26 protein-coding genes are annotated in these 24,338 nt (G+C 57.9%); 16 read left to right on the plus strand and 10 right to left on the minus strand.

What is annotated here, in order from left to right:
• The first annotated feature begins 11 nt into the window (after positions 1–11).
• Positions 12–1,109 carry a polyamine ABC transporter substrate-binding protein gene (locus tag AC07O1_RS26505; protein ID WP_495090718.1) on the plus strand — a complete coding sequence of 366 codons (1,098 nt, stop codon included), beginning with the start codon at positions 12–14 and terminating at the stop codon, positions 1,107–1,109.
• Positions 1,110–1,295: 186 nt separating this feature from the next.
• Here the strand turns inward: AC07O1_RS26505 and AC07O1_RS26510 are convergent, their stop codons facing one another.
• From AC07O1_RS26510 to AC07O1_RS26525, 4 genes are all read right to left on the minus strand, one after another.
• The gene (locus AC07O1_RS26510; protein ID WP_495090719.1) at positions 1,296–1,748 is read right to left on the minus strand and encodes a hypothetical protein; all 453 of its coding nucleotides are present in this window, start codon (positions 1,746–1,748) and stop codon (positions 1,296–1,298) included.
• Positions 1,749–1,905: 157 nt separating this feature from the next.
• On the minus strand, positions 1,906–2,169 hold the full coding sequence (locus AC07O1_RS26515; RefSeq protein WP_494992164.1) for a hypothetical protein: 264 nt from the start codon (positions 2,167–2,169) through the stop codon (positions 1,906–1,908).
• A gap of 68 nt (positions 2,170–2,237) precedes the next feature.
• Entirely contained in the window at positions 2,238–3,011 is a 774-nt protein-coding gene (locus AC07O1_RS26520) for a molybdopterin-dependent oxidoreductase (RefSeq protein WP_495013583.1), read from the minus strand.
• A 3-nt stretch (positions 3,012–3,014) separates the two neighbouring features.
• Positions 3,015–3,608, minus strand: a complete 594-nt coding sequence (locus AC07O1_RS26525) for a cytochrome b/b6 domain-containing protein (RefSeq protein WP_495090720.1) — start codon at positions 3,606–3,608, stop codon at positions 3,015–3,017.
• 614 nt (positions 3,609–4,222) lie between these two features.
• On the opposite strand from AC07O1_RS26525, the gene AC07O1_RS26530 reads away from it, so the two are divergent.
• A complete protein-coding gene (locus AC07O1_RS26530; RefSeq protein ID WP_494992167.1) occupies positions 4,223–4,663 on the plus strand; it encodes a CBS domain-containing protein in 441 nt (146 codons plus the stop codon).
• A 204-nt stretch (positions 4,664–4,867) separates the two neighbouring features.
• A complete protein-coding gene (locus AC07O1_RS26535; RefSeq protein ID WP_494992168.1) occupies positions 4,868–5,569 on the plus strand; it encodes a VIT1/CCC1 transporter family protein in 702 nt (233 codons plus the stop codon).
• 76 nt (positions 5,570–5,645) lie between these two features.
• Here AC07O1_RS26535 and glsB read toward each other — a convergent pair whose 3' ends face one another.
• Positions 5,646–6,554 (minus strand): glutaminase B, encoded by a 909-nt coding sequence (glsB, locus tag AC07O1_RS26540; protein ID WP_494992169.1) that lies wholly within the window; start codon positions 6,552–6,554, stop codon positions 5,646–5,648.
• A gap of 356 nt (positions 6,555–6,910) precedes the next feature.
• On the opposite strand from glsB, the gene AC07O1_RS26545 reads away from it, so the two are divergent.
• Entirely contained in the window at positions 6,911–7,753 is an 843-nt protein-coding gene (locus AC07O1_RS26545) for an NAD-dependent protein deacetylase (RefSeq protein ID WP_494992170.1), read from the plus strand.
• 129 nt (positions 7,754–7,882) lie between these two features.
• Here AC07O1_RS26545 and AC07O1_RS26550 read toward each other — a convergent pair whose 3' ends face one another.
• Together AC07O1_RS26550 and AC07O1_RS26555 are read right to left on the minus strand one after the other, a co-directional pair.
• Positions 7,883–8,014, minus strand: a complete 132-nt coding sequence (locus tag AC07O1_RS26550; RefSeq protein WP_495090721.1) for a hypothetical protein — start codon at positions 8,012–8,014, stop codon at positions 7,883–7,885.
• 83 nt (positions 8,015–8,097) lie between these two features.
• On the minus strand, positions 8,098–9,006 hold the full coding sequence (locus AC07O1_RS26555; protein WP_495090722.1) for a DMT family transporter: 909 nt from the start codon (positions 9,004–9,006) through the stop codon (positions 8,098–8,100).
• 159 nt (positions 9,007–9,165) lie between these two features.
• Between AC07O1_RS26555 and AC07O1_RS26560 the strand changes: the two genes are divergently transcribed.
• From AC07O1_RS26560 to AC07O1_RS26585, 6 genes are all read left to right on the plus strand, one after another.
• A complete protein-coding gene (locus AC07O1_RS26560; RefSeq protein WP_495013586.1) occupies positions 9,166–10,050 on the plus strand; it encodes a LysR substrate-binding domain-containing protein in 885 nt (294 codons plus the stop codon).
• Between the two features lie 584 nt (positions 10,051–10,634).
• Positions 10,635–11,303, plus strand: a complete 669-nt coding sequence (locus tag AC07O1_RS26565) for a GntR family transcriptional regulator (protein WP_495013587.1) — start codon at positions 10,635–10,637, stop codon at positions 11,301–11,303.
• 72 nt (positions 11,304–11,375) lie between these two features.
• Positions 11,376–12,182, plus strand: coding sequence for an ABC transporter substrate-binding protein (locus AC07O1_RS26570; protein WP_495090723.1), 807 nt, complete (start codon positions 11,376–11,378; stop codon positions 12,180–12,182).
• 12 nt (positions 12,183–12,194) lie between these two features.
• The gene (locus AC07O1_RS26575; RefSeq protein ID WP_007941905.1) at positions 12,195–12,968 is read left to right on the plus strand and encodes an amino acid ABC transporter permease; all 774 of its coding nucleotides are present in this window, start codon (positions 12,195–12,197) and stop codon (positions 12,966–12,968) included.
• Between the two features lie 2 nt (positions 12,969–12,970).
• Positions 12,971–13,750 (plus strand): amino acid ABC transporter ATP-binding protein, encoded by a 780-nt coding sequence (locus AC07O1_RS26580; protein ID WP_108232517.1) that lies wholly within the window; start codon positions 12,971–12,973, stop codon positions 13,748–13,750.
• Positions 13,751–13,831: 81 nt separating this feature from the next.
• Positions 13,832–15,442: a gamma-glutamyltransferase family protein gene (locus AC07O1_RS26585; protein WP_495090724.1), complete on the plus strand. Its 1,611-nt coding sequence runs from the start codon at positions 13,832–13,834 to the stop codon at positions 15,440–15,442.
• Positions 15,443–15,704: 262 nt separating this feature from the next.
• Here AC07O1_RS26585 and AC07O1_RS26590 read toward each other — a convergent pair whose 3' ends face one another.
• Positions 15,705–16,601, minus strand: a complete 897-nt coding sequence (locus AC07O1_RS26590; RefSeq protein ID WP_495090725.1) for a DMT family transporter — start codon at positions 16,599–16,601, stop codon at positions 15,705–15,707.
• Between the two features lie 2 nt (positions 16,602–16,603).
• On the opposite strand from AC07O1_RS26590, the gene AC07O1_RS26595 reads away from it, so the two are divergent.
• Together AC07O1_RS26595 and AC07O1_RS26600 are read left to right on the plus strand one after the other, a co-directional pair.
• On the plus strand, positions 16,604–16,900 hold the full coding sequence (locus tag AC07O1_RS26595) for a hypothetical protein (protein WP_495013590.1): 297 nt from the start codon (positions 16,604–16,606) through the stop codon (positions 16,898–16,900).
• A 118-nt stretch (positions 16,901–17,018) separates the two neighbouring features.
• Positions 17,019–17,579: an HAD hydrolase-like protein gene (locus tag AC07O1_RS26600; protein WP_495090726.1), complete on the plus strand. Its 561-nt coding sequence runs from the start codon at positions 17,019–17,021 to the stop codon at positions 17,577–17,579.
• Positions 17,580–17,790: 211 nt separating this feature from the next.
• On the opposite strand, the gene AC07O1_RS26605 is transcribed toward AC07O1_RS26600, so the two are convergent.
• Positions 17,791–18,747 (minus strand): LysR family transcriptional regulator, encoded by a 957-nt coding sequence (locus AC07O1_RS26605; protein ID WP_495090727.1) that lies wholly within the window; start codon positions 18,745–18,747, stop codon positions 17,791–17,793.
• A gap of 100 nt (positions 18,748–18,847) precedes the next feature.
• Between AC07O1_RS26605 and AC07O1_RS26610 the strand changes: the two genes are divergently transcribed.
• Both AC07O1_RS26610 and AC07O1_RS26615 read left to right on the plus strand, forming a co-directional pair.
• On the plus strand, positions 18,848–20,269 hold the full coding sequence (locus AC07O1_RS26610) for an aldehyde dehydrogenase family protein (protein WP_495024172.1): 1,422 nt from the start codon (positions 18,848–18,850) through the stop codon (positions 20,267–20,269).
• A gap of 373 nt (positions 20,270–20,642) precedes the next feature.
• On the plus strand, positions 20,643–21,305 hold the full coding sequence (locus AC07O1_RS26615) for a dihydrofolate reductase family protein (RefSeq protein WP_495090728.1): 663 nt from the start codon (positions 20,643–20,645) through the stop codon (positions 21,303–21,305).
• Between the two features lie 244 nt (positions 21,306–21,549).
• On the opposite strand, the gene AC07O1_RS26620 is transcribed toward AC07O1_RS26615, so the two are convergent.
• Positions 21,550–22,443: a LysR family transcriptional regulator gene (locus AC07O1_RS26620; RefSeq protein ID WP_495090729.1), complete on the minus strand. Its 894-nt coding sequence runs from the start codon at positions 22,441–22,443 to the stop codon at positions 21,550–21,552.
• 132 nt (positions 22,444–22,575) lie between these two features.
• Between AC07O1_RS26620 and AC07O1_RS26625 the strand changes: the two genes are divergently transcribed.
• Both AC07O1_RS26625 and AC07O1_RS26630 read left to right on the plus strand, forming a co-directional pair.
• On the plus strand, positions 22,576–23,556 hold the full coding sequence (locus tag AC07O1_RS26625) for an aldo/keto reductase (RefSeq protein WP_495027920.1): 981 nt from the start codon (positions 22,576–22,578) through the stop codon (positions 23,554–23,556).
• A gap of 87 nt (positions 23,557–23,643) precedes the next feature.
• Positions 23,644–24,333, plus strand: a complete 690-nt coding sequence (locus AC07O1_RS26630) for a carboxymuconolactone decarboxylase family protein (protein ID WP_495090730.1) — start codon at positions 23,644–23,646, stop codon at positions 24,331–24,333.
• Positions 24,334–24,338: the final 5 nt, after the last annotated feature.

The following is a 24,338-nucleotide window of genomic DNA, read 5'->3' on the forward strand; positions in this document are numbered from 1 at the left end:
GAGTTGTACGCATGAAAATGTTTGGCAGGACTCTGCTTACACTGTCCTTATTGGGCGCGGTCGTCACTTGCGCCCAGGCCAATGACAAGGTGCTACGCGTCTACAACTGGTCGGATTACATTGCACCGGACACCGTCAAAAAGTTCGAAGACGAGACAGGTATCAGTGTCGTCTACGATGTGTTCGACAGTAATGAAACCCTTGAGGCCAGGTTGCTCGCCGGCAAGTCGGGCTACGACATCGTCGTGCCCTCCAACAGTTTTCTGGCCAAGCAGATCAAGGCCGGGGTCTATCAGCCACTGGACAAGTCAAAGCTGCCCAACTGGAAAAACCTCAACCAGACACTGTTGAAAAATGCCTCCGTCAGCGACACCGATAACAGCCACGCCTTCCCCTACATGTGGGGCTCGATCGGTATCGGCTTCAACCCGCAGAAGGTCAGGCAGGCCTTGGGCAAAGACGCACCGGTGAACTCCTGGGACCTGCTGTTCAAACCGGAAAACGCGGCAAAACTGAAATCCTGCGGCATCAGCTTCCTGGACTCGCCTACCGAGATGTTGCCGGCCGCCCTCCACTATCTGGGCTACCCGGTGAACTCCCGGGACAAGCAGCAGATCGCCGAGGCCGAAGCGCTGTTCATGAAAATCCGCCCATCGGTGGCCTACTTCCATTCATCCAAATACATCTCGGATCTTGCCAACGGCAACATTTGCGTAGCCGTTGGTTACTCCGGAGATGTGCTCCAGGCCAAGGCGCGCGCCAAGGAAGCAGGTGACGCCGTGAACATCGCCTACAGCATCCCGAAAGAAGGTGCGGGCAGCTTCTATGACATGGTCGCCATCCCCAGGGACGCGGAAAACGTCGAAAACGCCTACCTGTTCATGAACTTCCTGATGCGCCCGGACATCATGGCCCAGATCACCAACAGCGTGGGTTACAGCAACGCCAACTCAGCAGCCACACCGCTGGTTGATGAGGCGATTCGTGACGATCCAGGTTCGTATCCACCGCAAGAGGTAATGGCCACGCTCTATGCAATACCCGACCTGCCCATCGCTACCCAGCGGTTGATGACGCGCGGATGGACACGAGTAAAACTGGGCAAATAGACAACCTGCGCGCCTTTGCGGGCGCGATACGCAACTCCGTTCATGCAGCGACTTACCAACGCGGCATCAACATGAACGGCTTCACCTGGCCTCCCTCGGTTCAGGTGTTTTTTTGGGCGCCCTCGGGCGCCTTTTTTCCTTTTGGCCCCGAAACCCGGGACGACTCAGGTGGACATCGCTGACTGATCACTGAGGAGCGGCTTCAGCGCAGCCGGACTTGCTGTACATCCCGGTATGCTCTGGGGAACCTTTATGGATGTCCTCCGTTGAAACATACATATCGACCTGCGCCTGACAGCGCCCGCTTTGCGTCAAGACAACATTGCCGGGCGCGTGGTCAATTGGGCAGGCACTGCCTCTTTTGAGCACGATATAGGCGTGTTTTTCATCATGACTCAGCAGGCTCTGCACAGAGAAGGCACACTGACCCAGGGTCATTTTCTCACCTGACAGCTGGAACTCGGGAAGTGCCTGCTCCTTCGAAGAAGGATTCCATGTCCCTTCTGCCCAACTTCCAGAGACAGACTTTTCGATGCCAGACGAAGTCTTCTCAGACGTTTCGTTTTGATTGCAGGCGCCTGAAAAAAGGACGCCGAGCAAAACGAAAGGCGCGACTGAAAACCTGACGGCTCGGCTCATGTCCTGCCTCCGGCATCGGATGTCTCAGACCCTACTAGCCAGTGTGTCCGGAGCATCCGTTGCTCTTGCGAGCACCCGACCGGGTTCTCCAGTACACGACAGTGCTCCATCCGGCAATTGTCTGACATTGCCGGTTTAGCTGGAGCGACCGGGCGCCCTACTGCTTCATCGTGTCTTTGCTCATATCATCCTTTTTTTCCATGCTGTCTTTTTTCATGGCGCCACTCTTCATCTTGTCGCCCTTGGTCTTGTAGTGGTGCTTGGTCTTCGCGGTAGAGCTTTTCATTTCATCCTTTTTCATCGTCCCCTTGTCCATCGACTCCTTGTACATATCACCCGTACCTGTTTCAGCTGCAATCAGCGGGGCGGCGGCCAGCCCCAGAACAACGGCGGCAACCGCAGTAGCAATCAGCTTTTTCATGTCACTCTTCCTCTATAGTTCGCGTTAACGACAGCCGCAACGCGCCGATTTTCAGGACAGTCGATCACTCAACTGCCACTGAACCAGTTGTAACCCTGATCCTCCCAATAGCCACCGGGGTAATCATTGGTCACAAAAATCTCCACAACATGTTTGGGGTTCTTGAAACCCAGTTTGGTCGGCATACGCAGCCGCAGGGGGTAACCGTATTCCGCCGGCAACACCTGATCGTCATAGCTCAGGGTGAGCAGAGTCTGCGCGTGTAGAGCGGTGGGCATGTCGATGCTGGTGTAATAGTCATCGGCGCATTTGAGTCCGACATATTTGGCACGGGTGTCGGCGCCCACACGTTGCAGAAACGTCGAAAAAGTCACCCCACCCCATTTGCCGATGGCGCTCCAACCCTCCACGCATATCAGGCGCGTGACCTGACTGGTTTGCGGCAACTGGTTCAGCTCGGCGAGGGTCCAGCTATGTTTATCCTGGACCAGACCGCCAACCGCGAGTTTGAAATCATCGCCTTCGATGTCCGGGATGCCATCGCGGTCGTAATAGGCGTTGAACGGAAAGGGGCGTGTCATCATCGACTCAGGATAAGTCGGTGCCAACCTGCGCGGATCGAATAGCGCCGCCTGCACCTTGTCGTTAAAGCGCGAGACCATTTTCAGCATGGACTCCACGGAGTCGTCGTCATCGAGACGACAGCCCGTCAGCAAGGCAATCCCACCCAGCGTCCAGACATGGCGAAGAAATTGTCTACGCGCGGGCAGGTCGAGTTCCAGCGCCACCGACTGGACGATGGCGGACTCATCAAGCCCGTCTTTTTTAATTTTCCTGACCATGGTTCAGTGTCCGCGCAGCATGGCAACCAGTGTGCGCGGCACGAGGGCCACCATCACCAGATGCACCACGATAAAGGCGACCAGCAAGGCCATGCAGACAAAATGCACGATACGCGCCGAGTCATAACCCCCCATCAGCTCCCTGAGCAGCGGAAACTGCACCGACTTCCAGATCACCAGGCCCGAGAGCACGAGCACAATCAGATCGAGTACGACAAAGAGGTAAGCGAGTTTTTGCAGGGAGTTGTATTGCCGCAAGTCAGCATGGGTGAGTTTGCCCCTGAGGGCGGCCAGCAAATCATGAAAGACTTCGCCAGGGCGTATAGGGAAAAACTTGTAGGCGATGCGGCCGGAAAAAATATTGAGCAGAAGGTAAAGAATGCCATTAATGACCAGTACCCACATCGCCGCAAAATGCCAAAGCAGTGCACCCGCCAACCAGCCACCCAAGGTGATGCCGGCGGGAATCTGAAAGGAAAAAATCGGAGAGGCGTTGTAGATACGCCAGCCGCTCATCACCAGGATGATGACCGCGATGACGTTGACCCAGTGGGTCAGCCGGAGCCAAATCGGGTGAATAGTCTGGGAGCTACTCATAATCCCTATCCTGCCGGTACAGTGCCGGCCAATCCCCCCGGCCACCACGAAGTGTGCTGGCTCAATCCCCCTTTTTAACCGGCGACTCCACTGGAGTCGCAAACAGCGCCGACCTGTCGACGCATCTACCAAGACTAGCATCGGCTTTTAGTTAGTCGCCGTTTTTTATTACTCGTCCGGGCATTTGGCGCACTCAACGCCACACCGCAGGCTAACCCAGGCCTGCGACTGACCAGCTGTGCGGATGACGCTCAGCCGATGAAAATAAAAAAGGTGCCTGACGTCGGCACCCAAGGCCAGCCTCTCAACCAAAGGAGTCCATAGAGAGGAGGCAGTACAACAACTGTAGCTCACAGAACCTGTGACGGTGAGTCCGCTGCGTGAAGTTGTGCAGCAGATCCAGCTCGACTCCGTTGCCGAAGCCGCAATAATAGCGCGCCGAAATCAACCCGGTTGCCGCCGACCTGCGGCGAATGCAAAAAAACACCTCGATGACGTTTTTTGATTGTGTGTGTGCCGCTTTGGTCCTTGCCCTGTTGGCGTATCTCTACGATTCTGTATAGACCGTCAGGGCGGTTCGCGGCCGCCCCAAGTTCAGCACTGGAGAGGCCCGCATGAAGACCGTTGCCCAACTTCTGAAGTTAAAGGTCAAGCACAACCAGCAAGTCCACACCATCGCCCCGGACCAGATGGTGCTGGAAGCCCTCATGATGATGGCCGAGAAAAATGTCGGCGCACTACCAGTGTTAGAGCATGGCCTGGTGGTCGGCGTTATCAGCGAACGCGACTATGCGCGCAAGCTGGTCCTGCATGGGCGGTCCTCGGTCGGCACGCCTGTCAGAGACATCATGAGCTCGCCCGTGGTGACGGTGGACTCCCATCAAACCATCGAGACCTGCATGGGCATCATGACCGACAGTCATTTGCGCCATTTGCCGGTGGTGGAGAACGGACAATTGCTGGGGTTACTGTCCATTGGCGACCTGGTCAAAGAAGCCATCGCCGAGCAGGCCGACCTGATCCGGCAACTGGAACAGTACATCCGCGGAGACTAGTTGAGCGTCCAGTGGAACATCCCGTCGTCGCCAAACGTTGGGGAATGACACGCACACACTGCGCGAACAAATCAACGTCGGATCGATTGTCGCTGGACGCCTCCAGGAGCAGATTGGAACTCGCTGAAGCAGCAAACCACCGGCTCGTTCACAGATGCCGGCTGTTGATCAGCGTCGGCTCAACGACAGTGGGTGATTGCAACGATGAAGCGCTTTCGCAGACACGCGGAGTCCCATAGAAACGACCGGATCGGCTGGCTTCGCGCCTCGGTACTGGGTGCCAACGATGGCATTGTATCGACCGCGAGTCTTTTGATCGGGGTTGCCGCGGCCCAGGCCACCCACAGCACATTGCTCATCACCGGTATTGCCGGGCTGGTGGCGGGTGCGATGTCGATGGCGGCGGGAGAATACGTCTCTGTGCACTCCCAGGCGGATAGCGAACGGGCCGATCTTTTGCGCGAACAAACAGAGCTTGAGACCAACCCGCTGGCTGAACACTATGAGCTGGCGAGCCTCTACATGGATCGCGGCGTTGAACCTGAGCTGGCCAGAAAAGTGGCTACGCAATTAATGGCACATGATGCACTGGGCTCCCATGCTCGCGACGAACTGGGCATTTCCGATGCGTTCAGCGCCAAACCGCTGCAGGCGGCACTGGCCTCGGCGGCCAGTTTTTTTGTCGGCGCAGCATTGCCCCTGGCCGTCACGTTCCTCGCTCCGACTCAGAGCGTTATTCCATGGATATCAGGCATGTCACTGGTATTCCTGGGAACATTAGGCGCTATTGCGGCCAAGGCTGGCGGTGCCAGCCTGCTGCCGGGGGCATGGCGAGTGACACTGTGGGGAGCCCTCGCCATGGCGATTACTGCGCTGGCGGGCATCTCATTCGGTGCAGCGGTCTGACTGAACCGGACTGGGCGCCATAGCGATCATCGTGATCGACCGCACGTTGACACCCATCCCGGCAACACCCACCCGCCTAGAACACCGACCACCCGATCCGCTGACTCAGCAACTCCAGAGCGGCCATACCGGCCAGCGAGTTACCGGCAGCGTTCAGTTCCGGTGACCATACGCAGACGGTAAACCGCCCCGGCACCACCGCCACGATGCCACCGCCCACACCACTCTTGCCCGGCAAGCCGACGCGATAGGCGAAGTTGCCGGCTTCGTCATAGAGGCCGCTGGTGGCCATGATCGAGTTGACCTGCTGGGTTTGACGCGGGGTCAAAATTTGCGCGCCGCTGTGTTTGCAAAAACCGTCGTTGGCCAGAAAGCAGAACGCGCGGGCCAGATCCACACAACTCATGCGCAGTGCGCAATGGCTGAAGTAGCTGCGCAGCACCGCTTCAACATCGTTGTGGAAGTTTCCGAACGATTGCATCAGGTAAGCCATGGCCGCGTTTCGGGCGCGGTGCTGGTATTCCGACTCTGCGACTTTCCCGTCAACCAGCACCTGCATGTTGCCGGACAAGCGTCGGACGAAATCACGCATCGACAACGCCGGTGCAGCAAAACGTGACTGGTTGATATCGCAGATCACCAGTGCGCCAGCATTGATGAACGGGTTGCGTGGGCGTCCGCGCTCGAACTCCAGCTGCACCAGCGAGTTGAACGGCTGGCCGGAGGGTTCGTGTCCCAGTCGCTCCCAGATCGCTTCGCCGGAATGATCGATGGCCTGCACCAGACTGAACACTTTCGAAATGCTCTGCACCGAGAACGGTGTATGCGCATCGCCCGCGCAAAAAAGCTCGCCGTCATTGCCATAGACGGCAATGCCCAATTGTTCGGCCGGCACATTACTTAACGCCGGGATGTAATCAGCCACCTTGCCCTGACCGATCAGGGGGCGAACTGCATCAAGGATTTCGTTCAACAGCGCTTGCATGCTTGGGGTCCGTATCCACTCCCCGTGCGGCTGCGGGGATACTTTCGCTAGACGCCGGGGACAATCTCAAGATCACAGTTGTGGTTGCATAACGAAGGCGATGGACCGACCCGTAGTAGCTGCCGAAGGCTGCGTCCGGCTGCGCAGCAGTCGTAAATCCTGCTTCCACGGTTTGTCTGGAATACCGCAGTGCCTGATTTTACGACTGCTGCGCAGCCGGACGCAGCCTTCGCCAGCTGCTACGGATTGAGGCAAGCCCGCAGCCGCTTCGCATTGGCTCCAAAGCAGACTATCTTTTCCTGCCTGCACCTTGTTCTTAAAGCGGTTCATATCCGGTATTGGAATAGGTATTCAACATGATCGACGGCCAGCTCAGCAACCCTCTTGACACCCTTTACCACATGATGGCCGAGCAGCCATTGCTGGTCCTGACCGGCGCGGGCATCAGCACCTCTTCCGGGATACCGGACTACCGGGACAACGAGGGCGTACGTCGAGGCAAGGCACCGATGATGTATCAGGAGTTCCTCAGTGCACCGGCATCGCGGCGGCGCTATTGGGCGCGAGCGATGCTGGGCTGGCCACGGATCCGCCAGGCTCGACCGAATGCCGCCCATGAGGCGCTCGCCACGTTGCAAGCAAAGCAACGTATCGCCGGGCTCATCACGCAAAACGTCGATACCTTGCATGATCAAGCGGGCAGCCAGGATGTGATCGAACTGCACGGCAGTCTGCATAAAGTCGTTTGCCTGGATTGCGGACAACGTATTGATCGGCATGCGATCCAGATCGTCATGGAAGCGCAAAACCCCTATCTGGCCGGGGTCGACGCCGTTCAGGCACCTGATGGCGATACCCTGCTGGACCCGGCTTTCGAAGCACGATTCCAGGTCCCCCACTGCCCCCACTGTGACGGCGAACGGTTAAAGCCGGACGTGGTGTTTTTTGGCGAGAACGTCGCCCAAAGTACCGCCGCCAAGGCCATACATTGCGTCGAGCAGGCTGCGGGATTGCTGGTGGTGGGATCGTCGCTGATGGCTTACTCGGCCTTTCGCTTGTGCCGCGCGATGGCCGAACAGCACAAGCCGCTGATCGCGATCAACCTGGGTAAAACCCGCGCCGACGATCTGCTGGACCTGAAAATCGAGGCATCTTGCGAGCAACTGTTACCGCTCATGGCTGAACGTCTCAGCCACTGAAACCGTGGGTCTCCTACGGCCAGAAAGCACGGATATAGTTCTCAGGCGCGTGATCGGCAAGCCGCCGACTGGACATACCGAGCGAAATCGTCATCGCCGACACGGCAGCAGCCAAGGGTGATCAACGCATCAGCCTCGGCCGGCAAAGCCAGTAATTTCCAGCGCGACTTCACCGGGCCACGGCCCGCGCTTGTATACCGTGTCCCCGGCTTCCGGGCGATACAGCGCCACGTAAGTGGGGTCATACGCCATCTGCACCATGCAAAATGCCCTCTGCTGCTCCCGCGAAATTGCACTCCACTTGACCACCTGATTGCATTGGTACAGACCACTCGTTTGATCGATCACCGGCTGTTTTGAACAGTTGCCACTCTGGATTGTGGTCGGTTGGAGAATTGTACGCAGGCCACTCCCGCGAGAATGGTCGCGATGGCGAAGCCTGCGCTCATGGAAATCGGCTCACCAATCGCGATCCCGATGAGCAGAGCGACCACCGGCGGGATATAGCTGACGGCCGACGCAGCCACAGCGCCGAGCGTTTCAACGATGCGGTAATAGGCGATATAGGCAAAACCGGTACCCAGCAATCCCAAGCCGAAGACCAGGCCAACCCACGCCCGTGTGTCGTCGAATACCTGGGTGATGCCTTCAAGTGGCGTGACCAAAAGCAAAAAGAATAACGCCAGACCGATCTGGTAAGACGTCAATGCCACCGCTGGCAAGCCGAGCGGGCTGATAAACCGTCGAGCATAAACGAACGAACAACCCACGCTGAGCGAACCGATCATCATGTAAGCGATTCCGCTCGGATTGATTACGCCTTCAGCCGACCACGGCTGCGCAATGAGCAGAACCCCCATGAAACCGAGCGCAATGCCCAACACCTTCAGCCCATTGAGTGGCTCGCTACGCAGAAATAGCCAGGCACACAGGAACGTGAACAGCGGAATAGCTCCACCGAGCATGCCGGCAACGCCCGAGGGCAACAAAACAGTGCCTTTGGCGAAGGCGTAGTAATAGACAGCGGTCGCCAGCAAGGACATGACCACGAAATGATGCCCATGGCGCCAATGCGCCCAACGTAATGCGCCCTTGTACAGCGCGAAGGCGAGGACTGGCAGGAAACCGAAAAGCACACGCAGCAACGTGATTTGCACCGGTGAGATGCTGTGGCCGGCCCATTTGACGAAAATGAAGTTGCTGCCCCATACCAGGCCAAGCAGCACAAACAGGACAAAAGAGGTTTTCTTCATGACACTGGCCCTTTGATCATGCGATTTAATTTCTATCGGCTGGGCTTCTGTTCGCTAACTTTCCTGTTAGCTTGAATAGCCTGTTGGTCAGACTAACAGTGCAGTGACCGCACTACCGATGCAGTATTTCTTCCTTGATCCAGTAGAATTTCTATCATCATGTCCAACGATACCCTTCCCCTGCCGCCTCTCAATGCCGTACGTGTATTCGAGGTTGCAGCCCGCCATCTGAACTTCCGGCTGACCGCCGAGGAGCTGGGAGTCACTCAGGCAGCAGTGGCCCAGCAGATCCGTGGCCTGGAGGCAAATCTGGAGCTGAAGTTATTTGAGCGATTGCCCCGTGGGTTAATGCTGACCGATGCTGGCCAGCGCTACAGTGTGAGCATCCGCCATGCTCTGGAATTGATTTCTGAAGCCACCCAGACGCTTCGCCCGGAGCCTGCGCACCTGACCGTCAGCGTGACACCCACCTTCGCTTCGAAATGGCTGATTCCGAAGCTGGCATCGTTCACCCAGTTGCATTCGGACATTGATCTGCGCGTACTGGCCACTGAACGCCTGTCGCACTTTCAGACTGATGGCGTCGATATCGCCATACGTTACGGTAGGCCACCCTTCGGCCCTGGTCTCAATAGCGAGATGCTGCTGGAGCAACGAATCGTGGCGGTCGGCAGCCCCGCGTTGATTGAATCAATCGGGGTGCCACGCGACTTTGACCAATTACAGCGCTACCCGCTATTGCATGACGCCCACAACTTTTGGCCGCAATTTATCGCGCAGATTTTTGAACACCCGGTGCAGGCTGCACCGAAAAATCTGCGTTTCAACCAGACCTCACTGGCGATCGAGACCGCAATCGCCGGCCAGGGGCTTGCCTTGGCCAATGACTTCTTCGTCCAGGCAGACATTGATGCCGGTCGGCTGACCCGACTGTTTGAATCTGAACTGCATACCGACGCTGGGTATTACTTGCTCTGGCCCCGCAAAGCGAAATCCCCTTCCGCCCTGGCGACTGTTCGGCAATGGTTGATGGATCAACGGTAGTACTGCGTCAGTTATTGCAACTCGAATCGTCGGTGATCATTGTTCGTAGAATGACCCGATCGCAGCGAATGACTACTATGGGTCGTTCTCTGCCGGTCATGTCCGCGAAACGTGCTGGTCAAATCCGTTGCAAATGACTGGTCAGGCCGAATGCAAATGGGTGGGCAAGTCTGTGCAATTACCCAGAGAACGCGCCAAGGGCTTTTTCGGTTATGGCTCCCTGATCGAGAACCGATCGCCTGCACCAGCCTGAGCCAGGACGATTTCTCCCATGCACCGAGCCGTAAGCTGCACTTTGCGTGTCCGAGCTGAAAAAAGCGGATTCGCTTGAAGTGACGGAACGAAAGACTTCGGAGGGCATTCGGCGAAATGATTTGTTACCTGGATACCATTTTTCACCCATTTGGGGCGCACTGGGCCATTTCGTAGCACACGGTGAGTACCACGCCGATCTAAAGATCATCGCTTCTTGAGTCGAAACTCCTTTCCAATTAAGAGCTTGAAGCAGTGCTACGCAGCCTGGCACGGTTTCTGCTGTTTTGAATCTATGGATAATTGGATACAAAACTGCAAAAGGTGACTTTATGCAATTCGCTCCCGCTTACGTTGAACGTCAGCCCCTGACCGCCGAGGAGGAGGCTTACAACTTTCTGCTGGAAGCGATCTGTGGCGGCCGTTACCGCAAAGGCGACCGGTTGATCGCCGAGGATATCGCCACTGAGATCGGCATGAGCCGCATGCCGGTGCGCGAAGCCTTCCGACGCCTCGATGCTCAAGGCCTGGTGACCTTGCGGCCTAACCGCGGGGCGATAGTCAGCGGTCTGAACATCGACGAACTGCACGAAGTCTTCGAGATGCGCAGTGCCCTTGAAGGCCTGGCCATCCGCGTCGCCGTGGGCAAGATCGGCGAGCGTCAGCTTGCGGCTCTGGAACGCATGCTGGACGAGATGGATGACTACCGCGACGAAAGCGCGGAATGGGTCAGCCGTCATAGGGCTTTCCATGAATACCTGTGCAGCCTCAGCGGCCGTCCGCGTCTGATGAAGCAAATCTCGGCCCTGTACTCGCTGATCGAGGCGCCCATGCGTCTGTGGCTGCAGCACGGTGAAAAGCCCTTGAGTGCCCGCCAGGAACACGCGGTGATCCTTGATGCCATTCGCTCAGGCGATGCCGACCAGGCCGAGTCGGTGGTGCGTCAGCACATCGAAGGCACAGTGCCGGCGCTGATTCAGTTCCTGCAATCGGAAAAATAGAATCGGGCTCGAGCCCGACCGTGTGTTGACTTTGAGTACTGCCCCGTTACTAAACAACTGGAGTGTCTGGTCATGCATAAACGCCGTGTGTTGCTTGCTGCTGTATCCCTGGGACTCTGCGTACAGGGGGCATTCGCCACGCCCCAAGTGCCGGAACGACTGCAAAAGGCCGAAAAACTCACGTATTGCTCGGGCATGGACTCGCCACCCTTGGTGTCTTTCGATGAGGCGCAAAAACCCAGGGGCCTGACTGTCGATCTGGGGCTGGAAATCGCCAAACGGCTGGGAGACAAACCGGTGCAATGGCGGGTCATTCCATTCTCCGGGTTGCTGCCGGCATTGCTCGCCCAGCAGTGCGACATGATCGTTGATCAGCTGTTCGACAAGCCCGAACGCCGGGAGGTGATCGACATCGTCAACTACATGTATTCCAGCCAGTCAGTGGTCGTTCCCAAAGGCAATCCCAAGGGCATCAAAACCCTGGATGGACTGTCTGGGCACAAGGTGGCAGTGCTCAATGGCTCCACGATCAAAACCTTGTTGGACGCCGAGAACGAAAAGCTCACCAAGGCCGGCAAGACACCGATGAAACTGGTGGTTTACAACAGTGACACTGACGCCTTTCAGGCGCTGCGTATCAGTCAGGTGGACGCTTACGGCACCACCGTAGAAACAGCAGGTTACTACGCCGCAATGGCGCCTGATTTATTCGAGGAGGGGGTGCCAGCCTTCAGCCGGATTCTTACGGGTTTAGGGACCCGCAAGGATGATTCCCAGCTCACCACCGCAGTACAGCAGATCATCGGTGACATGCGCAGCGACGGCAGTTACGTGCAGTTGTTGAGCAAATGGCATGTTTCCAGCGACACACTCGACTGAGGCGAGCGCTCGATGAATTTCAATTGGGATGTGTTCTGGCAATACCTGTTGCAGCCCAGCGGGGTGTACCTCACTGGGCTCTGGTTGACCTGCCTGATCAGTGTGCTGGCAATGGCGTTGGGCTGTGTGTTGGGGCTGGCAGCGGCGCTGATGCGTCTGTCGCGCAACCCGTTGCTCAACCTGCCGGTACGGTTCTATGTGTGGCTGATGCGCGGCACGCCGCTGTTGGTGCAAATCGTTTTTCTCTATACCGCATTGGCGGCCGGCGGCATCTTCCGTTTCGAGGACGTGGAACTGTTTGGTTTGGTGGTGCCGGGCAATATTCAGGCAGCGATCATCGCCTTGGGCCTGAATGAAGGCGCCTACATGGCCGAGATCATTCGTGCCGGGATCGGTGCCGTCGACAAGGGGCAGTATGAGGCTGGGCGTTCGCTGGGCATGACCTTCGCCAAACTGATGCGGCGTATCGTTTTGCCTCAGGCGTTCCGGGTCATCGTTCCGCCGTTGGGCAACGAATTCAACGTGATGCTCAAGAATACGACGCTGGTCAGCGTGATTGGCGTGCAGGAGTTGCTGCTGAGTACGCAAATGGTCACGTCGGCGACATTCCGGGTATTTGAACTGTACCTGGTGGTGGCGATTTATTTCCTGCTGCTGACCACCCTCTGGGGCTTCTTCCAGCGTTGGCTGGAAGCGCGTTTCGGACAGTCCGATCGACCTGCACCACCAGCGGCTGGTAGTCGCATGTTTGGCCGCGGCACGCTCAAATTGCTGAGGGGGCGTTAAGCATGGCGCACAAAAGTGAAGAACTGATTATCGAGGCCCTGGACATTCATAAGTCTTTCGGCAACCTGGAGATTCTCAAGGGGATTTCCTTGCAGGTGCGGCGCGGTGAAGTGGTGGTGTTGATCGGTGCATCGGGGTCAGGCAAGACCACCTTCATTCGCTGCATCAATCTGCTGGAAGACATTCAAGGCGGGCGCATACGCGTCAACGGTCGCTCCATGGGCTACCGCGAGCGCGCCGACGGCAGCCTGGTGCGCGACTCCGAGCGCAACATCGCTCGCCAGCGTCGGGATATCGGAATGGTCTTTCAACGTTTCAATCTGTTCCCCCACATGACCGCGCTGGAAAACATCATTGAGGCACCGATCCAGGTGCTCGGTGTGCCACGCGCCGAAGCGTTGGAACAGGCCCGGGCCTTGCTCGCCCGGGTCGGTCTGGCGGACAAGGCCATGCATTACCCGTCGATGTTGTCCGGTGGGCAGCAACAGCGCGTGGCGATCGCCCGGGCGCTGGCGATGAAACCTCAAGCCATGCTGTTCGACGAGCCCACCAGCGCCCTGGATCCGGAAACCGTCGGCGAGGTCCTGCAGGTGATGAAGCAGTTGGCCGATGACGGCATGACCATGGTAGTGGTCACCCATGAAATGGGTTTTGCCCGAGAAGTCGCTGATCGCGTGGTGGTCCTCGATCAGGGCGAATTGATTGAGCAGGGGCCGCCGGAGCAGATCTTCAGTCGACCGACACACCCGCGAACCCGGGCCTTTCTCAGCCGCGTGCTGTGACCTTCTCAGTCAGGGTTTTTTACCCGGCAATGGAACCGGATACCTGCGGCCAATGAATCTTTGTTTGGAAGAGCTTTTGCCATGTTGAAATTTTCTGCCCACGAATATCCCTATCCGTCGCAACGTCAGAATGTGTTTGCCCGCCGTGGCATGGTCGCGGCTTCACAGCCACTGGCCGCCGAGGCCGGCATCGAAATCATGCGCAACGGCGGCAATGCCATTGATGCCGCGATCGCTACAGCGGCGGCGCTAACGGTAGTTGAACCCACCGGCTGCGGCTTGGGCGGCGACGCCTTTGCTCTGGTCTGGAGCAAAGGCCAATTGCACGGACTGAACGGCAACGGCCAAGCGCCGGCGGCACTGACGATCGATGCAGTCAAGGCGTGTGGTCACGAGCAGATGCCGCTTTATGGCTGGACGCCGGTCACGGTGCCCGGTTGCCCTTCGGCCTGGGCGGAGTTGTCCAGACGGTTCGGCAAGCTGCCCTTTGCCGAGTTGCTGCAGCCCGCGATCAGTCTGGCCCGGGAGGGCTTCCCAGTGTCGCCGGTGGTCGCCCGACAATGGCAGACTGCTCTGGATGAATTCAGCCCCCATCGAGACCCGGTGCTAGACGCCTGGTTCGACACCTTCCTGATTGATGGCCGTGCGCCAAAGGCCGGTGAATTATTCCGCAATCCGGCGCAAGCCCGAACGCTGGAAGAACTGGCGAATAGTGCTTGCGAAAGCCTCTATCGCGGCGCTCTGGCTCAGCGGCTGGATGCCCATTCCCGCACCACCGGCGGCTACCTGCGAGCCAGCGACCTGCAAGACTACCGCGCCCAATGGGTGGACCCGATCAGCATCAATTACCGCGGCTACGATGTGTGGGAAATCCCCCCAAGCGGGCAAGGATTGGTGGCCCTGATGACCCTGAAAATCCTCCAGGGTTTCGACTTCGATCACCGAGACAGCCAGCAGACCTGGCATCGTCAATTGGAAGCCATGAAGCTGGCCTACAGCGATGGCCTGCATTACATCACCGATCCGCTGCACATGCGTGTGGCGGTGGCTGATCTTCTCAGCGACATCTATAGCAGCCAACGCCGTGAACAGATCGTTGATCAGGCTCAGACACCTAAGCCCGGCGATCCTCACGCCAGCGGTACGGTGTACCTGGCCACGGCAGATGCGCAGGGCAATATGGTGTCCTTCATCCAGAGTAACTACCACGGCTTCGGTTCCGGCGTGGTGCTGCCAGACAGCGGCATCGCCTTGCAGAACCGCGGACAGGAATTCAGTCTCGACCCTGAGCACGCCAACTGCCTGGCACCGGGCAAAAAGACCTTTCACACGATCATTCCTGGTTTCATCAGTAAAGGTGACGCGCCGGTGGGACCGTTCGGCGTTATGGGTGGCTACATGCAGCCCCAAGGCCATGTGCAGATGGTCATGAATCTGCTGGATTTTGGTCTCAACCCCCAAGCCGCGCTGGACGCACCGCGATGGCAATGGCTGGGAGGCATGAAAGTCGGCATCGAGCAGGGGGCGTCGAGGGACTTGGCCGCTTCGCTGGCCCGGCGCGGGCATAAGGTTCAGGTCGATTGCGACCTGATCAACTATGGCCGAGGGCAGATCATCATCCGTGACCCGGACACCGGTGTGTTGTGCGGCGGCACCGAGCCGCGGGCCGATTCCCATATTGCTGTGTGGTAACGGGTAGCTGAAAACAAACAAAGACGACTCGGTCTCTTCTGCGTGAAAAATATGCTGTGCATCCGTGCGCGGAACTGATGCACAGCGTGGCCTCGCGTGCTCTCTCGCTTTGTTTGACTGGACGTAGTTGGGGCGCGGTGGGTTCAGCGGAGATTGCTGGGGCTTAGAGGGGCTGCTCGCTCGCATCCCCAGAAACGACAAAGCCCTGAAAACACTTCAAAACCACTGATTGCTAAAGCAATCAGGATCCGAAAATAGCTCACTAGGTCGAAGGGACGGATGCTTTGCTGCCCAAGCGGATCAGTTCATTGGAAAAACACAGGCCGACGATGATTAGTGCCGCCCCTGCGTACAGGCTTTCGCGCGGTACTTCATTGAGCGCCACAAACGCCAGCAGCGCGGCGAACAACGGCTCGGTCAGCTCCAGCGCCTGCACTTGGGATGGCTTGAGATACTCGATGGCCTTGGTGGTGCAGAAGAAACCCAGGATTGTCGGCAGCGCGGCCAGCGCCAGCAGAGCGGCGATCGCCAGCGGCGACAGCTCGCCGATCGCGAAACCATCGGCCGCAGCAGGCATCAGCAGGTACAGGCTGCCAAAGAACAACAATTGCCGGGTGAAGTGCAGCCCCCCCGACACACCCATCCGCTTCATGGCAACCGAAAAGGCCCCATAGCCGCAGCCGGCCATGGAGGCTAGAACAGCACCTTGTAAGGTAAAGCCCTGCTGCAGGTCGGCGCCGAAGATCACCGCGATCCCAGCGATAGCCAGTGCGGCGCCCACGGTAGCGTTCGCGGTGATGGCATCCTTGAGGAAAATGCGCCCGAGAATGATCGAGGAAATTGAGGCACTGGCCATCAGCACAACCACCACACCTGCTGCAGCGTAATGTCGATAGGCGGACGTTTCGAAGTGGAACAGCACAAAGATGCCGAGGAATGCGCAGATAGCCGCCTGAGTCCATTTGGTCTTCGACGCCGGGCGCTTGAGGAAAAGCAGTAAGATCGAGAGAAGCATGCAACCCAGTACGGTCTTGATGACAGCGACACTGCTGGCGGTGAAGCCATTACTCATGAGTACTTTGCTGAGTACACCGATCGTTGCGTTCAGTGCCGCGGCGGAGAGGGCAAATATGATGCCTTTGCTGAAAGTAGATTGCATTGATGACGATCCCTGTCGCTGATTTGTCGTTCGATAGAATGCCGCCCCACATCGACGGGACGTTTACTCCCATGCATCGCCGTGAAGTAGTGCTGAAGCGGATGGCTGAGGCGATTACGGGTGGCGAGAAAAATGACTTTGGCCTTGGCAATCATCGGAATATGCTCGGCGAGTTTGATAAATCAAGTCAAGGCCTTGAAGGTAGTCAGATACGGCAACAGCCAATAAAGCAGGTAGCCTTTGGCTCTGAGGACCAGCGTCAGGTACAAAGCGAGAAAACCCTGACAGACCAGCACTGAAATCAGCTCACCCTTGGCCAGAAGCGACACTCACCTAAGGGCAGCCACCGGCAAGGAGCACCCCCTCCTCAAGCGTTAAGCCACTTACTCCTTCCGGGCAGATTCCGGAGCGGGGATAATGCGCCCTTTCAGTCAATCGGGTGAATTAATCGCCCAGCGCAAGCAGGGGGCTCGGGAGATCATGGCTCATATCGGAATGCCTCGCTGGAAGTTGCCTCTGGTGGCGCGAACCTTCATGAGCTTGATGAAGAAACATCGAAGCTCGATCCCACTGTTTAATAACATTGCCAATACCCTCGCCCATCTTGACGAGAGAGGACTGATTCTGGCGGTGGTATCTTCTAATTCCCAAGAAAATATCACGCAAATTTTGGGCTCCAGCTGTCGACATATCCGGGCCTTCGAGTGCGGCGTCTCCATTTTCGGCAAGGCGTCTCGCTTACGCCGTGTCATGCGCAAATTCGACGTGGCGCGAGAGGAAGTTATCTACATCGGCGACCAACCTACGGATGGTGAAGCAGCAGCGACTGCCGGTATCGCCTTTGGTGCGGTCGCCTGGGGATATGGAGCATATGATGCATTCCACCGTCTTCAGTCCCATGAGTGGTTCGCCGATGTGAGCGAATTACGGCGACTAGCAGGAAGTGATACGCACCTTGAGTCATCCGCAAGTTTATAGGCTTGACCACTGAGTGGCGATTTCAGCCGATTCCAACAATCAGCCTCTGGCCGAGAGCTGTCTTTCGCAAAAGTCCGCCTTGGGTCGATAGGCGCCCTTCCTGATAGACGGAAATCGGCCAATCCCAGCCATTCGTCGAGGACACACCGGTGTCCGATGTTGCGTCTCGAGCGGTCGTTCGAGCAGTACACCAACGCGCGAAGATAGCGCATCAGCGCCGCGTGCCATGCTCCGGCGGCGAGCGACGATTCCTCTTCCCCGCCACGCGCTCGCGGTTCGCGTCAGCGTATTCGCGGATCATGTCGGTCAGTGCGCGTAGTCCCGCTGGCACATGATGCCGGCCCGGATAGTACAGGCATAGCCCGTCTAGCGGCGGCGTCCAGTCTTCAAGCACCCGCACAAGCGTGCCGGCCTCCAGATCCGCGTTGACGTGCCATTCGGTCAAATACGCGAGGCCGAGGCCTGCGCGCGCCGCCGCCAGCATCAACCCCGGCTCGTTCAGCGTCAGCGCGCCGTCACCGTCGATGCGCACCGTCTCGCCGTGCCGCTGGAATTCCCACTGATAGATTGACCCGCTCGGCATCCGGCTGCGGATGCACCGGTGTGCACTGAGGTCCACAGGCGCGCACGGCGGCTTGTGCTGCGCAAAATACGCGGGGCTGCCAACGACGGCAAACCGCTGCCTGTCGCCAAAAGGCACCGCGATCATGTCCTGCGGCACGCTTCCCATCAGGCGGATGCCCGCGTCGAACCCTTCGACCACGATATCGATCAGCCGCCCTTCAGTGACGATGTCGAGCTTCATCTCGGGATAGCGCTGCAGGAATGCGATGAAGGCCGGCATCACCTGATTCGCCGCACCCACTGACGTATTGATCCGCAATGTGCCCGACGGCGTGTCGCGGAAGCTGCCGGCCTGCTCGAGCGCGGCATGAATGGTCGACAAAGCGGGCGCGATGCTGTTCACGAATTGCGCTCCAGCTTCCGACAGCGACACGCTGCGGGTCGTACGATTGAAGAGCCGCACACCGATACGCGCTTCGAGCGCCGCGACCGCGTGACTAAGCGCGGACGTCGACACGTTAATTTCGTTTGCTGCGGCGCGGAAACTGCGATGGCGCGCGACGGCCAGAACGGCTTCCAGTTCGCTCAGACCGGATGTCCTCATTATCCTAAATCCTTCAACAGGTCATCCTCAATTGTACGGCTAGTCAGTGTAATGGCGACGATCTATCTTGTGCCTCTGACAACATTTTTCGGGGCCAACCATGCAAATCATCGACAAAATCTACATCGACGGCGCATTCGTCACACCGCATGGCAGCGAGTTCTTCGACCTCGTCAATCCGTCTACCGAGCAGGTAATTGGCCGCGTGCGCCTTGCCGACGCCGAGGACGCGTGCGTCGCCATCGCTGCGGCGAAGCGGGCATTCCCAACGTTCTCCCGTACGGACAAGTTCGAGCGTGTTGATATGCTCAAGCGCATGCATGCGGCTGTGGTCGCGAAAGAGAACGAGCTTTTCGAAGCCATTGTTGAGGAATATGGCGCACCTGTGTCGCGCGGCCGCTGGATGGCCCAACACGCGAGCAATGTGCTGCTGGAAGCGGCGAAGGTGCTTGAAGACTACGCGTTTGTCCGCCGCGCCGGGTCCGCCAAAGTGGTGATGCAGCCACTCGGCGTCGCCGGACTGATTACGCCTTGGAATAGCGACGCGGGCTTTATTTGCGGCAAGCTCGCGGCGGCGCTCGCCGCCGGCTGCACAGCCGTGGTCAAGCCAAGCGAGATGAGCGCCATTCAGACACGAGTCATCACAGAGGCGCTGCATGAAGCGGGGCTCCCACCGGGGGTGTTCAACATCGTCACGGGACTTGGCGAAACGGTAGGCGCGCAGATCAGTTCGCACCCCGACGTCGCCAAGCTATCGTTCACAGGATCAACGGCAGTCGGCAAGACGATTCTGCGCACTGCCGCGGAGACGCTTAAGCGCGTGACGCTGGAGCTCGGCGGCAAGTCCCCGGTGATCGTGCTCGACGATGCGAACTTCGACGAAGCCGTGCCGCTTTCGCTTCAGGCGGGCTTCTTGAACAGCGGGCAGGCGTGCATTGCTGGCACGCGCATTCTGGTGCCGCAGGCGCGGCTCTCAGAGTTCGAGAAGAAAATCGTGGACGCAGTCGCAGACATTCAGTCCGGCGACCCGCGCGACCCGCGCACGAGTATCGGCCCGATGGTGAGCCAGAAACAATGGGACCGAGTGCAGCGCTATATCCGCATCGGCATCGACGAAGGCGCGCGCCTGATCGCCGGTGGTGAGGGGCGTCCACACGGCGTCAACAGAGGCTGGTTCGTACGCCCTACCGTCTTCAGCCATGTGACGAACGATATGACCATCGCGCGTGAGGAGATATTCGGTCCGGTGCTCTCGATCATCGCGTACCGCGATACGGAGGACGCAATCGCGATTGCCAACGATACGACCTACGGCCTGCAAGCCTACGTATGCTCATCCGACGCCGGTCGAGCAAGCGCAGTGGCCTCGCAAATCGAAGCGGGACGCGTGCTTGTCAACACGCTCGCGCACGAACCGGCTGCGCCCTTCGGCGGGTTCAAGCATTCGGGTATCGGCCGCGAGAGCGGAACGTTCGGGCTTGAGGCGTTTCTCGAGCCGAAGGCGCTGCTTGGCGTATCGTGATCGAATGCGCGCCGGGTGGCCTCTGGACCTGACAACCTTGCCCTCCGAAGGGCCGGTCAGGCGACGCGGAGCGGACATTCGCCAATGTTGAGCCGAATGACCTCGAAGGGGCAATAGGCGCCCTTCCTGATAGACAGAAATCTGCCACTAGCGGGCGTTGAGCGTTGTTTCTGGCTTTTCTCCAAACCGGGCATTGATGCGGATTTACTGCCTTCAATGGTGTCCGGTACATTAACCGTAATATCGAGACAGCTCGGAAAGGACTCGCCGTGAAAAAAAAGCTTACGCGCGACACAATTTGTCCCTACTAATAAGCATGTCCGAACGCCGGCGTCCGCTGATTACCTGCCAGGCGTCCAAACGGAGGCAAACGATGACTCGGGTTCGCGTTGAGGGTTTCACCATCTCGCTCGACGGATACGGAGCAGGTCCGAATCAAGACATCAACAATCCGCTCGGCGTTGGCGGGACGGAACTGCATCAGTGGCTAGTCCCAACACGCACGTTCCAGCGGGCCTTGTTCGGCAAGGACGGCGGTACGACCGGGGTTGACGATGATTTCGCCGCCCGTGGCTTTCAGAATGTCGGGGCCTGGATTCTTGGGAGGAACATGTTCGGACCCATTCGTGGGGACTGGCCGGACACAAACTGGAAAGGCTGGTGGGGAGATAGTCCACCGTATCACGTTCCAGTCTTCATCTTGACCCATCATGCTCGTCCCCCCATCGAGATGGAAGGCGACACGACGTTCCACTTCATAACAGGAGGCATTCGCGAGGCGCTCGACCGTGCACGCGAGGCCGCTGCCGGAATGGACGTTCGAATCGGCGGTGGGCCGGACACAATCCAGCAGTATCTTCGTGAGGGCCTCATCGATGAACTGCACATTGCTATCGCGCCGGTCCTGCTCGGCCGGGGAGAATCGCTGTTCGAAGGGGTTGACTTGCGGGCTCTGGGATACGAATGCGTTGAATTCGTAGCGTCAGGGAAGGCCACGCATGTCATCCTGCGACGCCAAGGGCACACGGACGCCTAACCACTCGCTGAAGACCAACGTCCCTGACGGGCAGCGGCCTTAGCTCGGACGTCAGTGTCAGCTTCTCGAAATTTGAATGACCGCTTGCAGGGTTTCTGCCTGGCGACAATGGGTCGACTGCGGCCCTTGGTGACAGGCAGAAATCGGCCAAAAGCAGACATTGATGACGGCGTGAACCAACTGCTGGAGGTAGTCAGTCAAAAACGATGACTATCGTCATCCAATACAGGATCTGCCCATTCCCCTACCCCTTGTATCGTAGAGCGTTGGCTACAAGTGCGAAGGCTGGCAAGGACTGCCTCCGGCTCGGGTAGTAAAGGTGATATCCGGGAAAAGTCGGCGACCAGTCTTCAAGAACACGGACTAACCGGCCATCCTCGACATAGGCCTGGACAAGATCCTCGGGCGCATATGCCAGCCCGTATCCTTCCACAGCGGCGGCCATTGTTTGGGGTGAGGTGTTAAAGATCATCTGCCCAGACACCTGAACATGCAGCGCCTTACCGGTCTTTGAAAACTCCCAGGCATACAAACCACCATGAGTGGGCAAACGCAGGTTCGCGCAGTTATGAGTGGTCAGATCTTGGGGAATCTGTGGTTTCGCACGATGAGCAAAGTAACTCGGCGCTCCCACCACAGCCATTCGAAAGTCAGGGGAAATCCTGACTGCGATCATGTCCTTTGCCACTTGATCGCCTATACGCACTCCGGCGTCGTAGCGTTCAGCGACGATATCGATCAACCCGTAGCCAATGTTGATCTCCAGAGTCAGATCGGGATATTCCGGCAGCAACCTGGAGAGTTTCGGCCAGAGAATGGTAGAGGCCGCATGGTCGTGCGAGGTTATCCGGATAGTTCCGGCCGGCTTGTCGCGCAGCTCTCCTAACGCGGCAATTTCGGCTTCTATTCCCTCGTAGTAAGGCACAAGGCTGACAAGCAATCGCTCGCCGGCTTCGGTCGGCGACGCGCCGCGTGTGGTGCGGGTCAGCAAGCGGATACCAAGACGTTCTTCAAGACTGCGGATGCTATGGCTGATAGCGGATTGGGACACACCCAGATGGGCCGCGGCTCTGGTGAAACTGCGCTCGCGCGCAACGGTGATAAACACCGCAAGGCTGTTGAAATCGCTCTGTACCATTATGAATTTATCTCATACCGGTTATCGCAGTATGCCACTTCTTGAATGGATCAGATCTTTTTAAAGTAGCTGCATCCCCAATAACCAAACAGTTTGTGGGTTGGTTTCCAATACCCTCAAAGGAGATGGATGATGCAAAAGCGAAAAATCGGCAGCAACGGCCTCGAAGTTTCAGCCATTGGCCTGGGCTGCATGGGCCTGACATTCGGCTATGGCCCCGCCACTGACAAAGCGGACGCAATCAAACTCATCAGGGCGGCCTTTGAGCGTGGTGTCACCCTCTTCGATTCGGCAGAAGCCTATGGGCAAGTCAACGAAGAAATGGTGGGCGAAGCCGTTCAACCATTTCGCGAGCAGATCGTCATCGCGACAAAATTCGGTTTTAAGGACGGCAATCCCGCCGCTGGGCTGGACAGTCGACCTGAGCGCATCCGTCAGGTGGCGGAAGAATCACTCAAGCGCCTGAAGACCGACTGCATTGACCTGTTTTACCAACATCGCGTCGATCCCAATGTCCCTATGGAAGATGTTGCCGGGGCCGTGCGCGACCTCATTACCGAAGGCAAGGTCAAATACTTTGGCATGTGTGAAGCTGGCGTAGACGCTATCCGTCGTGCCCATGCAGTGCAGCCGCTGTCGGCACTTCAAAGTGAGTATTCGATGTTCACCCGTGAGCCTGAGCTGGAAATAATTCCAACTCTCGAAGCGCTCGGGATTGGTTTCATTCCCTTCAGCCCGTTGGGCAAAGGTTTCCTGACCGGGAAAATAGATGCCGGTACGACCTTCTCTAGCGGTGATGTACGGAATAATCTGCCTCGATTTGCTGACGGTGCCCGCGAGGCGAACCACCATCTCGTCGCCCTGATCGGTGAAATCGCCCAGCGCAAGCAAGCAACCCCCGCCCAGATTGCACTTGCCTGGCTGCTGGCACAAAAGCCGTGGATTGCGCCTATCCCCGGCACCACCAAGCTGCATCGCCTTGAAGAGAACGTAGGCGGAGCAACCGTGCAATTGACCGCAGAAGACCTTCGTGAACTCGGTGAGGTTCTGGCCAAGGTGCCTGTACAAGGTGAGCGCTACAACGCGCAGATGATGAAAACCATCAACCGCTAAGCGTTCTTCAGCGCCTGACGGTGTTTCTTCAGAAGCACCGTCACGCACTCGTTTCCCTCTATTCACCTGCACGAGCGATTAATCACTATGAAGTCAGACGAAGTGAACTTCGCCGTACCGGCATTTGCGCGCTACACCCAGGACGTGCTTTTGGAAGAGATATGGCAGCGTCCACAATTGCTGCCCCGGGATCGCAGCATCGTGACTGTAGCCGCCTTGATTGCGCGGCATCAGCCAGCCGAAATGGCTCGCCAATTCGATTTGGCGTTGAACAATGGCGTCACGCCCACCGAACTGAGTGAAGTCATCACTCATTTGGCATTCTATTCAGGCTGGGGCAATGCCACATTGGCAGCATCCATCGCCAAAGACGTATTTGAGGCCCGCGATATCGTGCCAACCGCATTGGCGGATGTACAAGACAACATGCTCCCAGTCGACGAAGCCTTTGAGCAGATGCGCGTGGCGGCGGTAGAACAGATGATCGGCCCTGCATTTGAAGCGCTTGCAGGCTATACAACTTCGGTACTGTTCCATGACCTGTGGCTGCGCCCGGCACTGACACCCCGTGACCGCAGTCTGGTCACGGTCGCAGCCCTGGTTGCAGTGGGGCAAGCCGCTCAAATCCCTTTTCATGTGAACAAAGCCATGGACAACGGCCTGACCCAAATTCAGGCCGCTGAAGTCATTACGCATCTGGCCTTCTACGCCGGCTGGCCGAACGCAATGTCGGCGGCAGCAATCGCCAAAGGAATATTCGAAAAGCGCTCCGAGTAAATCGC

The organism is Pseudomonas sp. GW821-FHT07G10 (genome assembly GCF_059418545.1).